The sequence below is a fragment of the Neisseria mucosa genome (genome assembly GCA_003028315.1).
Lineage (GTDB): Bacteria > Pseudomonadota > Gammaproteobacteria > Burkholderiales > Neisseriaceae > Neisseria > Neisseria mucosa.
In genome coordinates this window covers 251,303-263,685 of sequence record CP028150.1, presented here as the reverse complement: position 1 = coordinate 263,685, position 12,383 = coordinate 251,303, and the positions used below count along the sequence as shown (strand labels likewise).

Sequence of the window (12,383 nt, the reverse complement as noted above, 5' to 3'; positions counted from 1 at the left end):
CAACATATCCAAATTCAGTTCAGACTTAACAACAAATCCCTAAAAACATTTGGATCTTTGATAAAAGTCATTTCACCCTCTTGGGGAAAGTGAAAATCTAACAGTCTTGACACCCAAAAGCGTACGCACCCAGCTCGCTGCGCCACAGGAAAATATTCCTTCTCCGCATCAGATAGCGGACGAATGTTTTCATAACCGTCAATAAACGCTTTGCATAACTTCGCATCCAACTTGTTATCAGAAGTTCTCGACCAATCATTTACTGCGATTGCCAAGTCATACATGAAATTTCCATTACATGCATAATAGAAATCGATGAACCCAGCCACATTTTCCCCATCCAACAAAACGTTGTCTTTAAATAAATCGGCATGAATGATGCCGGATGGCAAATGACCGCCGAGATTGTTTTCCAAATCCGAAATTTCCTTACCCAGCAACTGGGCATCAGCCTCATTCAACTGTGGCAATAATTGTTCATAAGCTTGCTTCCACCATGTGTTATATCGGGGATTTTCCATTTTTTCGGGAAAATCTTGAACCGCCAAATGCATTTTGGCCAACATTGCTCCCGTGTTAAAACACTGCGCCTCGGTCGCCCATGCGGTATCCGCACCATTTAATCTGGTAACGACGCAAGCCGGTTTACCTGCCAATACCGAATCCAGCTTTCCATCTTTTCGTACAATCGGACTTGGACAAGCTACGCTTTTACTACTCAAATGCTTGTTCAAATTCAAGAAAAATGGCAATTCATCCTGACGCAACACTTCAAATACAGTTAAAACATAGCTGCCTTTAGAAGTATTTAAAAAGTAATTACTGTTGGTAATTCCCTGTGCAATGCCTTGCAGGGAAACAAATTCCCCCAGATCATAATCTGACAAAAACTCCCGTATTTGCTCATCAGAAATATTAGTATAGACAGACATAAACTCAATCCAGTGTAAACAATTAATTACAGTATTTTCAGACGACCTACAAACCCAATTCCCTGAGGAAGCGCACGTCGTCCGCCCAGCCTGATTTGACCTTGACCCAAACCTTTAAAAACACTTTGGTATCAAACAGTTTTTCCATATCGAGGCGGGCTTCGGTGGAGATTTTTTTCAGTTTTTCCCCGCCTTTGCCGATTAAGATGGCTTTTTGGCTGTCTTTATCGACCAATACGGCGATGTAAATTCGGTAGAGTCCGTTTTCCTCTTCTTCGAATTGTTCGATCTCCACATTCATGGCGTAGGGCAGCTCTTCACCGAGGTAGCGGAACAGTTTTTCGCGCACGATTTCGGTGGCGAGGAAACGGCTGGAACGGTCGGTCACCATTTCTTCCGGATACATCGGCACGCTTTGGGGCAGATAAGGTCTGAGGCGCGCGAGCAGGTTGGCGATGCCCAATCCGTGTTTGGCGCTGACGGTTTCATGTCCTGCAAATTTGAATTCTGCGCTGATTTGGTCGATAAATTCCTGCAAACCGCTGCTGCCCGCTTTGTTTTTGTCGATTTTGTTGATAACGAGGATGACGGGCGTGTTTGTCGGCAGTTGTTTCATCACGATGCGGTCGGCATCGGTAAAGCGCATGGCTTCGACGACGAAAACGACGGCATCGACGCCGCTCAACGCTTCGGTGACGTTTTGATTGAGGCGGTCGTTCAGGGCGTTGCGGTGTTTGGTTTGGAAGCCGGGGGTATCGACGAAAACGAATTGGGCGGTGTCGTCGGTGTAAATACCGGTAACGCGGTTGCGCGTGGTTTGGGCTTTTTTGCTGGTGATGCTGATTTTTTGCCCGATAAGGTGGTTCATCAGCGTGGATTTGCCGACGTTGGGGCGGCCGACAATGGCGACGAAGCCGCAGCGGTAGTCGGTGGGATGGCTGGATTCGTTTTGCAGGAAGGTTTCGATGTCCATGATGGCTTTCTATTTGAAGTTTCAGACGACTTTTTTGTATCCATAGGTCGTCTGAAAAATAAATTAGCTATTTTTTTGCTTTTTTCAAAGGATGATGTTGTTCGAGCCATTGCAGCGCTTCTTTGGCAGCTTGCTGCTCGGCAACTTTGCGGCTGCTGCCTTGTGCTTTGCAGATGAAGCCCAGTTCGCCCAAGTCGCATGAAATCAGGAACATACTATCGTTGGCATGACCGATTTGTTCTTCGATGCGGTATTTGGGCAGGGCAAGGCGGCGGGCTTGGAGGGCTTCTTGCAGGGCGGTTTTGTTGTCTTTTCCCTGCGTTTTGAAATCGGCGCGTTTGACGCGTTCGGCAAACAAGTGCCGCACCACTTTCTCCGCTTCGGCAAAATCCGCGTCAAAGCTGACGGCGGCAAACATCGCCTCCATAGCATCGGCAAGGATGGAGGGTCGTCTGAATCCGCCGCTTTTCAACTCGCCCGCGCCCAAATAAAGCCCGTCGCCGACATTCATTTCCAAAGCGATTTCCGCCAACACGCCTTCATTGACCAAGCTTGCGCGCAAACGCGACAACTCACCTTCGGTCAGCTTGGGGAACGCGTCAAACAACATTTTGGCGACGGTGTAGTTCAAAATCGAATCGCCGACGAACTCGAAACGTTCGTTGTTTTTCGCATGGTAGCTGCGGTGGGTCAGCGCCTGCTGCAAAAGCGCGGTATCTTTGAAATGGTAACCCAGTTTATTCTGAATGGCGGCATGCGCCTGCTGTTTTAACACATCTGTTTTCATGAGGACGTTTATCTTTCTTCTTGCTTCGGCGTATCGGGTGGGAGGCGGCAAAAATTCAGCCTCCCAAACCAACCCGAATGCGTTTCGGCACTTCATGCAAATACGGAAACACTTTAGGGCTGCAACAGTCGTCTGAAACACAGTTCAGCCCGTTTCAGACGACCAGCATTGTACCATCAAACCATAAGCGGCAAATATATAGTGGATTAACTTTAAACCAGTACGGCGTTACCTCGCCTTGCCGTACTATCTGTACTGTCTGCGGCTTCGTCGCCTTGTCCTGATTTAAAGTTAATCCACTATTAAAGATACACGGTGCAGAGGCTGCCCTAATCATGATAAAATCCGCACAATTTTTACGGCATGCACACACCGCAATGAATAAATTTGCCCAAGCCCTCTTAGCCGCCCTCGACCGCTGCATCGTGACCAATACGGTAGCCAAACAAGGCGAACCCGTCGGCTTCCTCTACCGCGAAGCCCCCGTTTTCGAAAACGACAGCGGCTGGCGCTTCTTCAGCGGCGACGAAACCGACGAATACACCGACGATCCCGACAATTTCAGCGTCGTCAGCCTTTCCGAAATTACCCAGTCCAACCCCGCTATCGCCGCGCTCATAACCCAACCCGAAGGCAGCGCATGGGAAATAGGCGAAGACGGCGAGTTTCAAGCCGTTGCCGACTGGCAGCCACAAGAATAAATCCCCAAATATCGTTTTCAGAAAAGCCAAATGTCGTCTGAAAACCCGTTTACCGCTCAAAATACAAGGAAACACCATGAACATCATCGCCCCGAACCTCGACGGCGCACACCTGCGCATCGGCATCGTACAAGCCCGCTTTACCAACGAAATCGGCAGCGAAATGCTCAAAGTCTGCTGCCGCACCCTGCAAGAATTGGGCGTAGCCGACAACAACATCACCATCGCCACCGTACCCGGCGCGCTCGAAGTACCGCTCGTCCTGCAAAACATGGCAGCTTCCGAGCAATACGACGCACTGATTGCCATCGGCGTCGTCATCCGCGGCGAAACCTACCACTTCGAACTCGTTTCCAACGAATCCGGTTCAGGCGTAACCCGTGTCGGACTCGACTACAACATCCCCATCGCCAACGCCATCCTGACCACCGAAAACGACGAACAAGCCGTCGCGCGCATTGAAGAAAAAGCTTCAGACGCCGCCAAAGTCGCCGTCGAGTGCGCCAACCTCGTCAACCATCTGATTGAAGAGCAGTTTGACGACGAAGAAGAATAAGCCCGAACGCGAAACCCATAGCTTTACCGCATTCCGGTTTCGCACCATCTACCGGACAAACCGTTTTCAGACGACCCGTCATCCGACAGAGGTCGTCTGAAACATTCATTACCGCACCCACCGTGCCGCCAACGAAGGAATCCCCATGAAAACCCCACGCCGCCGCGCCCGCGAGTTAGCCGTACAAGCCCTCTACCAAGCCGGCATCAACAACACCGCCGCCCCCGAAATCGCCAAAAACATCCAAGATCAGCCCGACTTTGCCAAAGCGGACGAAGAGCTGTTCAACAAACTCTTCTTCGGCACGCACACCCACGCCGCCGAATACATCCAACAAATCCGCCCCCTGCTCGACCGCGATGAAAAAGACCTCAGCCCCATCGAACGCGCCGTCCTGCTGATGGCATGCCACGAATTGAGCGCAATGCCCGAAACCCCCTACCCCGTCATCATCAACGAAGCCATCGAAGTGACCAAAACCTTCGGCGGCACCGACGGACACAAATTTGTCAACGGCATCCTCGACAAACTCGCCGCCCAACTGCGCCCGAACGACCCGAAACGCGGCAATGCATAATTTAAATGAGCAATCATGAAAAAGGCCGTCTGAAAATTTCAGACGGCTTTTTTTGTTTGACATGGGAGTTTACATCGCCCCCGAAGGTCGTCTGAAAATAAGAAACCTTTTTTACCACCGTCGAACTAACAGATTATCAACGCAATATTTAAGGAGCTTTATGACTGCCTTCATCCGCTTCGCTTCAGTGTTGTTGACCGCATCCGCATTGACCGCCTGCGCAAGTGCCGCTGCCAAACCCGTTGCAGGAAAACGCGTCGCGGTGCAGTCTTCCAAAGGCAAGGTCATTCTGCCCGCCGGGTATGCCAAAATGATTAACGACTTCCCCGATCCTAACCCGAAACTGCTGGAGCCGATCCCTATTTCAAATGTGAAATCGCCATACGGACGGGCGGATTTGGTTAAATTTTTCGAAATCGTTTTACAGTCTCATTCGGAATTGATGGCGGCACAAGATGAATTTAACCGGGCCGGAGAAAATTCGACACATTCTCCAGAATTTTTTGAAGCTGCAAAAAAGCTGGATGATGAGTGGAAAAAAGTTACCGGAAGGTTTTTGGATGCTGATTTCCGCGATCCTGAAATTAAAGCAGTGGTTAACCGGAGGGTCGAAATCAACATATTGGCAAGTCATGTTTTGGAATATTTGATAAAACATCGAAAAACCTTGATGGGTGAAGGAGAAAAAAACCCCTGAAATAAACCAATTGGATGTAATGGCTTTTCGAGAAAAACGAAATAAAGCTCAAGAAGGAGTTAAGAAAAGCAATACAGAAATATTGAAAGCCGTCCGTGCATTAAAGAAAAAATATTCCCTATAATCCCCCCAAAGGTCGTCTGAAAACGCTACCGAAGCCGTTTCAGACGACCTTTTTGCAAACTGATTGATAACATATTAAAACCATATCCCAAGCCTGCCGAAATATGCCATAATAGCCACGCAGCGCGCTTTTGCGCCGCATTCGAAAAGAAAAACCTAACCTACAAGAGAATATCCCATGACTAGCAAAGCCACCATTATCTACACCCATACCGATGAAGCCCCCGCGCTGGCGACCCAATCCCTGCTGCCGATTGTGCAGGCGTTTACCCGCCATGCCGGTATCGAAGTCAAAACCAGCGATATTTCCCTGTCCGGCCGCATTCTGGCGGCGTTCCCCGAATATCTGACCGAAACGCAGCGCGTACCCGATGCGCTTGCCGAGTTGGGCGAACTGGTGAAACAGCCCGACGCCAACGTGATCAAACTGCCGAACATCAGCGCGTCCGTACCGCAACTGACCGCCGCAATTAAAGAATTGCAGGCAAAAGGCTTTGCCGTCCCCGATTACCCCGCCGACCCGCAAACCGATGAAGAAAAAGCCGTGCGCGAACGTTACGACCGCATCAAAGGCAGCGCGGTCAACCCTGTCCTGCGCGAAGGCAACTCCGACCGCCGCGCGCCTAAGGCAGTGAAAAACTTTGCGAAAAAAAATCCGCACAGCATGGGCGCATGGACGAAAGACTCCAAAACCCACGTTGCCACCATGCAAAGCGGCGACTTTTTCCATAACGAACAATCTGTTACCGTACCCGATGCGACTTCCGTATCCATCGTGTTCACCGACAAACAAGGCAACAAGAAAGAGTTGCGCGAGCCCGTCGCCCTGAAAGCCGGCGAAATCATCGACGCGACCGTGATGAGCAAAAAAGCCCTGCTCGCCTTCCTTGCAGAGCAAGTAAAAGACGCGAAAGCAAAAGGCGTTTTGTTCTCGCTGCACATGAAAGCTACCATGATGAAAGTGTCCGACCCGATTATCTTCGGACACGCCGTCAAAGTGTTCTTCGCGCCTGTTTTTGAAAAATTCGGCGACAAACTGGCTGCTGCAGGCGTCAACGTCAATAACGGCTTCGGCAACTTGCTTGCCAATCTGGACAAACTGGATGCGGACACCCGCGCTGCCGTCGAAGCCGAAATCGCTGCCGTTTACGCTGCCAACCCTGATTTGGCGATGGTCGATTCCGACAAAGGCATCACCAACCTGCACGTCCCCAGCGACGTCATCGTCGATGCTTCCATGCCCGCGATGATCCGCAACTCCGGCCGCATGTGGGACAAAGACGGCAAAGCGCAAGACACCAAAGCCGTGATTCCCGACAGCAGCTACGCAGGCGTTTATCAGGCAACCATCGACTTCTGCCGCGAACACGGCGCGTTCGATCCGACAACCATGGGTACAGTACCCAACGTCGGCCTGATGGCGCAGGCGGCCGAAGAATACGGCTCGCACAATAAAACCTTCGAAATCGAAGCCGACGGTCAAGTTCAAGTCATCGATGCGTCAGGTAAAGTCCTAATGCAGCACGACGTTGAAGCAGGCGACATCTGGCGTATGTGCCAAACCAAAGACGCGCCCGTCAAAGACTGGGTACAACTCGCCGTCAACCGCGCCCGCCTGAGCAACACGCCCGCCGTGTTCTGGCTCGACGAAAACCGTCCGCACGATAAAAGCCTGCTCGCCAAAGTCAAAGCCTACCTTGCCGAGCTGGATACCAACGGCCTCGACATCCGCGTCCTCGCCCCCGAAGAAGCCGCCAAGTTCAGCTTGGGTCGTCTGAAAAACGGCGAAGACACCATTTCCGTAACCGGTAACGTCCTGCGCGATTATCTGACCGACCTGTTCCCGATTTTGGAACTCGGCACCAGCGCGAAAATGCTGTCCATCGTTCCATTGATGAACGGCGGCGGTATGTTTGAAACCGGCGCGGGCGGCTCCGCACCGAAACATGTCCAACAGTTCCTCGAAGAAAACCACCTGCGTTGGGACTCGCTGGGCGAATTCCTCGCACTCGCCGTATCGTTTGAACATCTGGCGCAAAAAACCGGCAACACCAAAGCCCAAGTCCTCGCCGACACGCTGGATGCCGCCACCGAAAAACTGCTGTTGAACGACAAATCGCCCAAACGCAAAGCAGGCGAACTAGACAACCGTGGCAGCCATTTCTACCTCACCCTCTACTGGGCACAAGAGCTGGCAGCGCAGGATAAAGACGCGGAATTGAAAGCGGCATTTGCGCCGTTGGCAGAAACCCTGACCGCCGACGAAGCCAAAATCGTTGCCGAACTTTCTGCCGTACAAGGCAAAGCAGCCGACATCGGCGGCTACTACGCCCCCGACGCCGCAAAAGCCGCCCAAGCCATGCGCCCGAGCGAAACGTTCAATCAGGCATTGGCAAAGCTGTAAAAGCATTACGGTAAAGCTGTAAACATGAAAGGTCGTCTGAAAACCTGTATTTAAAGGTTTTCAGACGACCTTTTTGGTACTTAGCTTTTATACAGTTCTTATTTTTCGTCCTTGCAACGCCGGCTGAAAAACTGGTTTTGAATTTTACCGACGCTTTGCCAATATCTCTTTATTGGGGTTTCCAATAAATTCCCGCTTGCGCGGAAATGATGGCTGGTGGCAGATAAGGGGTTAAAAAGAAGTGAACCTTGCCATTTGCTATAAAAACGCCGGACTCAAGAATCCTGCCTACGGATGAAAAGGGCTGTGATAAAATCTTTACGTTTTCACTATCCCTTTCAGACGACCTTTTTATGTTGAACCCATCCCGAAAACTCGCCGAACTTGTCCGTATTTTGGAAGAGGGCGGCTATATTTTTGCCGGCGATCCCGTGCAGGCGACGGAGGCGTTGCGTCATGTCGAGGGCGGCTTGGAAGGAAAAATCATCCGCCGCGCGGAGATGATAGACAGAGACCGCAGGCTTCGGCATACCTTGGAACAAGTACGGACCGGGTCGTTTTGGCTGTGGGTCGTGGCGGCGACGATGATGTTTAGCGGCGGCTTTTCCGGCACTTACCTTCTGATGGACAGCCAAGGGCTGAATTTTTTCCTGATTTTGGCGGGCGTGTTGGGTATGAATACGCTGATGTTGGCGGTATGGTTGGCAACGCTGTTCCTGCGTGTGAAAGTGGGGCGGTTTTTCAGCAGTCCCGCGACGTGGTTTCGGGGTAAAGACCCCGTCAATCAGGCGGTGTTCCGGCTGTATGCGGACGAATGGCGGCAGCCTTCGGCGCGTTGGATTACCGGCGCGACTTCGCACAGTCTATGGCTCTGCACCCTGAGCGGGATGCTGGTGTCGGTATTGCTGCTGCTTTTGGTGCGCCAATATACGTTCAACTGGGAAAGCACACTGTTGACCAATGCCGCTTCGGTACGCGCGGTGGAAATGCTGGCGTGGCTGCCGTCGAAACTCGGTTTCCCTGCACCTGATGCGCGGGCGGTGGTCGAAGGTCGTCTGAACGGCAACATCGCCGATGCGCGCGCGTGGTCGGGACTGTTGGTCGGCAGTATTGCCTGCTACGGCATCCTGCCGCGCCTGCTGGCTTGGGCGGTGTGCAAAATCTTTTTAAAAACAAGCCAAAGCAAGCTGGATTTGGAGAAGCCTTATTATCAGGCGGTCATCCGCCGTTGGCAGAACAAAATCGTCGATGCGGACACGCGTCGGGAAACCGTGTCTGCCGTTTCCCCGAAAATCACCTTAAACGACGCGCCCAAGTGGGCAGTCATGCTGGAAACCGAATGGCACGAAGGCACATGGTTTGCGGGCAGGCTGGCGCAGGAATGGCTGGATAAAGGCGTGGCGGCGAATCGTGAAGAAGTTGCCGCTTTGGAAGTTGAGTTGAAACAGAAGCCCGCCCAGCTCCTCATCGGTGTGCGCGCGGAAGCTGTCCCCGACCGCGGCGTGTTGCGGCAGATTGTCCGACTTTCGGAAGCAGCGCAGGGCGGGGCGGTGGTGCAGCTTTTGACGGAACGGGCGCTTTCAGACGACCTGTCCGAAACATTGGACCACTGGCGCAACGCGTTGGCAGAGTGCGACGTGGCATGGCTGGAACCTGACAAGGCGGCGCAGGAAGGTCGTCTGAAAAACCAATAACGTACTTGAAATGTTTTGTTAAGCCGCCATCCTGAAAAAGGTCGTCTGAAAATCCATTCTCTCAAAATATGATGAACAACCAACCCCTTTCACTCGCCGTCGTCGGGCACACCAATACCGGCAAAACCTCGCTCCTGCGCACCCTGTTGCGCGACAGCGGGTTCGGCGAAGTCAAAAACGCTCCGTCCACCACGCGCCATGTTGAAGAAGCCGCGATTACCGACGGCGCCGACACGCTGCTGTACCTATACGATACGCCCGGGCTCGAAGACGCGGGCGGCGTTTTGGATTGGCTGGAAACCCATACGGATGCACGCGCCGACGGCATTGAGCGGCTGCAAAAGTTCCTCGACAGCCACGGCGCGCATCACGATTTCAACCAAGAAGCCAAAGTGCTGCGGCAGCTTCTGCAAAGCGATATGGCGTTGTACGTCATCGACGCGCGCGAACCCGTCCTCGACAAATATCGGGACGAATTGACCATCCTTTCATGGTGCGCCAAACCGGTCATGCCCGTGTTCAACTTTACCGGCGGACAGCTTCCCGAAGCGTGGACGACCATGCTGGCGCGCCGCAACCTGCACGTTTTCGCAGGATTCGATACCGTCGCTTTCGATTTTGAAGGCGAATTGAACCTCTGGAACAAGCTCGCCACCATGCTGCCGCAACACGACATCATCGACCGTCTGACCGCTTCCCGCCGCCGCGAATGGACGCGTCTGGACAAAGAAGCGCGGCACGAAATCGCAGGTTTCCTGCTCGATGTGGCAGCCTTCACGCAGGAAATCGACGAAAACGACGACCCCGCGCCCGTCCTGCAAACCATGCAGGCAGAAATCCGCCAGCTCGAACGACAGATGCAGCAGCGGCTGTTTGCCCTCTACCGCTTCTACCACAGCGAAATCGACGGCGGCGACTGGGTACCCAAAGCCTTCCATCAAGATCCGTTCGACAGCGAGTTGCTCAAACAATACGGCATCCGTACCGGCACGGGCGCGGCAACCGGCGCACTCATCGGCTTGGGGCTGGACATCGCCACGCTCGGCGGTTCGCTCGGATTGGGTACGGCAATCGGCGGTTTTTTGGGCGGCATCCTGCCCAATACCCGCACCATTTCTGACAAGCTCACCGGCCGCCAAACCCTGCACACCGACCCCGAAACCCTGACCCTGCTCGCCGCCCGCGCCCTCGATTTGCTCCACATCCTGCAAACGCGCGGCCACGCGGCGCAATCGCAAGTCGAGTTGCACAGCCGCAAAGCGCCCTGGACGCCGGACAAACTCCCGTCCGAACTCAACAAAGCGCGCAGCAGGTGGAAATGGTCGTCGCTCAACACCCACCTCCCCGAAACCAGCCGCGCCGAGCGCGAGGAATATGCGGAAAGTTTGAGTAGGAAACTGGGCGGATAAAAAATCAAAGGTCGTCTGAAACCTTAACTCAAGGCTTTCAGACGACCTTTGCCATATTGGCAACTTCACCTACTCTACTAAGTGTAGCGGGTTGAAAACCCAAAGTGTCGCAATGTGGACTTTACCTGCGACAATACAATACCGAATTGAAAAAGGTCGCCTGAAAGTCGGAATATAGGTTTGAGGAAACTTGCTATATCCGTTTTCAGACGACCTTTTTACAAAGACAGCGCATTGCGCCGTCAAACTTTCGTGTAACGAGACAAACCCAAATCATCGCTGCGGATTTCGGTTTCCTTACCGCAGACTATATCCGCGGCCAGTTTGGCAGAGCCGAGCGACATGGTCCAACCCAAAGTCCCGTGTCCTGTGTTCAAAAACAAGTTTTCCAATGGTGTTTTGCCGATAAGCGGCGTGCTGTCGGGCGTCATCGGCCGTAACCCGCTCCAAAATTCCGCCTGCTGCAAATCTCCGCCGCCCGGGAAAAGGTCGTTGACGACCAATGCCAAAGTAGCACGGCGTTTTTCAGATAAATGCAATCCGTAACCTGACAACTCCGCCATACCGCCGACGCGGGTGCGTTTGTCGAAGCGGGTGATGGCAACTTTGTATGTTTCATCAAGAACGGTGGAAACCGGTGCTTTTTCATCATGAACGACAGGGAGGGTCAATGAATAGCCTTTTACCGGATAAATCGGCAAATCCCAGCCCAAATCCTCCAAAACCGTTCTGCTGAAACAGCCTAAGGCGCATACGAATGCGTCTGCCTCAAACTGTCCTTGATCGGTTTCAACGGCAGTAATGCGACGTCGGTCGTGTATGATGCGGCGTATGTGATGTCCGAATTCAAAACGCACGCCTTTCTGTATGCACAAATCGCGCAGTTTTTGGGTAAACAGACGGCAATCGCCGGTGGCATCGGCAGGAAGGTGCAATCCGCCTGCGATTTTAGGTAAAGCATGGTGTAGCGCGGGTTCGAATTCCAAGCATTCTTCAGGTTTCAGACGACGTAGGGGAACGCCGTAACGTTCTAAAACGGCAATGTCTTTTTCAGCCGCGGCAACTTCTTTTTGCGTGCGGAAGATTTGCAAAGTACCCTTGTTCCTACCTTCAAAATCAATGTTTTCCTGTTCTTTAAAAAGACGGAACATTTCACGGCTGTATTCCGAAATCCGAACCATCCTCTCTTTATTGATTTGATAACGCTCCGCCGTACAGTTGTCCAGCATTTGTTTGAGCCAGCGGATTTGAAACAGGCTTCCGTCGGGTTGAAAAATTAAGGGCGAGTGTTGCTTGAACATCCACTTCAAGGCCTTGAGCGGAATACCCGGAGCCGCCCAAGGCGTGGTGTAGCCGTAAGAGAGCTGCCCGGCATTGGCAAAGCTGGTTTCCATTGCCACATCGTCGGCGCGGTCGATGACGGTTATGTCATGCCCTTCGGAAGCCAAATACCATGCGGTTGAAACTCCGGCGATACCTGCGCCCAAAACAATCAGCTTCATATCTTCTCCTTAAAATTTAAATTATTTT

Annotated in this window: 11 protein-coding genes and 1 pseudogene; 7 read left to right on the top strand and 5 right to left on the bottom strand. The window is 52.5% G+C overall.

Annotation, left to right across the window (positions count from 1 at the left end; genetic code table 11):
• Nucleotides 1–14 precede the first annotated feature (14 nt).
• The 4 genes from thrB to NM96_01315 all read right to left on the bottom strand — a co-directional run bounded on the left by thrB (nt 15) and on the right by NM96_01315 (nt 3,029).
• Entirely contained in the window at nt 15–932 is a 918-nt protein-coding gene (gene thrB, locus NM96_01330; protein AVR78183.1) for a homoserine kinase, read from the bottom strand.
• 46 nt (nt 933–978) lie between these two features.
• Nucleotides 979–1,905, bottom strand: a complete 927-nt coding sequence (locus NM96_01325; protein ID AVR78182.1) for a GTPase Era — start codon at nt 1,903–1,905, stop codon at nt 979–981.
• A gap of 67 nt (nt 1,906–1,972) precedes the next feature.
• The gene (locus NM96_01320) at nt 1,973–2,692 is read right to left on the bottom strand and encodes a ribonuclease III (protein ID AVR78181.1); all 720 of its coding nucleotides are present in this window, start codon (nt 2,690–2,692) and stop codon (nt 1,973–1,975) included.
• Nucleotides 2,693–2,846: 154 nt separating this feature from the next.
• Nucleotides 2,847–3,029, bottom strand: coding sequence for a hypothetical protein (locus tag NM96_01315; GenBank protein AVR78180.1), 183 nt, complete (start codon nt 3,027–3,029; stop codon nt 2,847–2,849).
• Between the two features lie 40 nt (nt 3,030–3,069).
• Here NM96_01315 and NM96_01310 point away from each other — a divergent pair, with 40 nt between their 5' ends.
• The 7 genes and pseudogenes from NM96_01310 (at nt 3,070) to NM96_01280 (ending at nt 10,853) form a co-directional block, all read left to right on the top strand.
• Nucleotides 3,070–3,393: a DUF2185 domain-containing protein gene (locus tag NM96_01310; protein AVR80228.1), complete on the top strand. Its 324-nt coding sequence runs from the start codon at nt 3,070–3,072 to the stop codon at nt 3,391–3,393.
• Nucleotides 3,394–3,469: 76 nt separating this feature from the next.
• Nucleotides 3,470–3,949: a 6,7-dimethyl-8-ribityllumazine synthase gene (locus NM96_01305; protein ID AVR78179.1), complete on the top strand. Its 480-nt coding sequence runs from the start codon at nt 3,470–3,472 to the stop codon at nt 3,947–3,949.
• A gap of 145 nt (nt 3,950–4,094) precedes the next feature.
• Nucleotides 4,095–4,526, top strand: a complete 432-nt coding sequence (locus NM96_01300; GenBank protein ID AVR78178.1) for a transcription antitermination factor NusB — start codon at nt 4,095–4,097, stop codon at nt 4,524–4,526.
• Nucleotides 4,527–4,686: 160 nt separating this feature from the next.
• Nucleotides 4,687–5,347, top strand: a pseudogene (locus NM96_01295) (hypothetical protein).
• A gap of 177 nt (nt 5,348–5,524) precedes the next feature.
• The gene (locus tag NM96_01290; protein ID AVR78177.1) at nt 5,525–7,750 is read left to right on the top strand and encodes an NADP-dependent isocitrate dehydrogenase; all 2,226 of its coding nucleotides are present in this window, start codon (nt 5,525–5,527) and stop codon (nt 7,748–7,750) included.
• Between the two features lie 353 nt (nt 7,751–8,103).
• A complete protein-coding gene (locus NM96_01285; GenBank protein AVR78176.1) occupies nt 8,104–9,444 on the top strand; it encodes a DUF2868 domain-containing protein in 1,341 nt (446 codons plus the stop codon).
• A gap of 71 nt (nt 9,445–9,515) precedes the next feature.
• Nucleotides 9,516–10,853: a DUF3482 domain-containing protein gene (locus tag NM96_01280; protein AVR80227.1), complete on the top strand. Its 1,338-nt coding sequence runs from the start codon at nt 9,516–9,518 to the stop codon at nt 10,851–10,853.
• Between the two features lie 242 nt (nt 10,854–11,095).
• Here NM96_01280 and NM96_01275 read toward each other — a convergent pair whose 3' ends face one another.
• Nucleotides 11,096–12,355: a D-amino acid dehydrogenase small subunit gene (locus NM96_01275; GenBank protein ID AVR78175.1), complete on the bottom strand. Its 1,260-nt coding sequence runs from the start codon at nt 12,353–12,355 to the stop codon at nt 11,096–11,098.
• Nucleotides 12,356–12,383: the final 28 nt, after the last annotated feature.

What these genes read in the sequence shown, in the direction of transcription:
- thrB (AVR78183.1), bottom strand. Translation starts at nt 932, where the DNA reads ATGTCTGTCTATACTAATATTTCTGATGAGCAAATACGGGAGTTTTTG.
- NM96_01310 (AVR80228.1), top strand. Translation starts at nt 3,070, where the DNA reads ATGAATAAATTTGCCCAAGCCCTCTTAGCCGCCCTCGACCGCTGCATC.
- NM96_01320 (AVR78181.1), bottom strand. Translation starts at nt 2,692, where the DNA reads ATGAAAACAGATGTGTTAAAACAGCAGGCGCATGCCGCCATTCAGAAT.
- NM96_01280 (AVR80227.1), top strand. Translation starts at nt 9,516, where the DNA reads ATGAACAACCAACCCCTTTCACTCGCCGTCGTCGGGCACACCAATACC.
- NM96_01275 (AVR78175.1), bottom strand. Translation starts at nt 12,355, where the DNA reads ATGAAGCTGATTGTTTTGGGCGCAGGTATCGCCGGAGTTTCAACCGCA.
- NM96_01305 (AVR78179.1), top strand. Translation starts at nt 3,470, where the DNA reads ATGAACATCATCGCCCCGAACCTCGACGGCGCACACCTGCGCATCGGC.
- NM96_01290 (AVR78177.1), top strand. Translation starts at nt 5,525, where the DNA reads ATGACTAGCAAAGCCACCATTATCTACACCCATACCGATGAAGCCCCC.
- NM96_01300 (AVR78178.1), top strand. Translation starts at nt 4,095, where the DNA reads ATGAAAACCCCACGCCGCCGCGCCCGCGAGTTAGCCGTACAAGCCCTC.
- NM96_01315 (AVR78180.1), bottom strand. Translation starts at nt 3,029, where the DNA reads ATGATTAGGGCAGCCTCTGCACCGTGTATCTTTAATAGTGGATTAACT.
- NM96_01325 (AVR78182.1), bottom strand. Translation starts at nt 1,905, where the DNA reads ATGGACATCGAAACCTTCCTGCAAAACGAATCCAGCCATCCCACCGAC.
- NM96_01285 (AVR78176.1), top strand. Translation starts at nt 8,104, where the DNA reads ATGTTGAACCCATCCCGAAAACTCGCCGAACTTGTCCGTATTTTGGAA.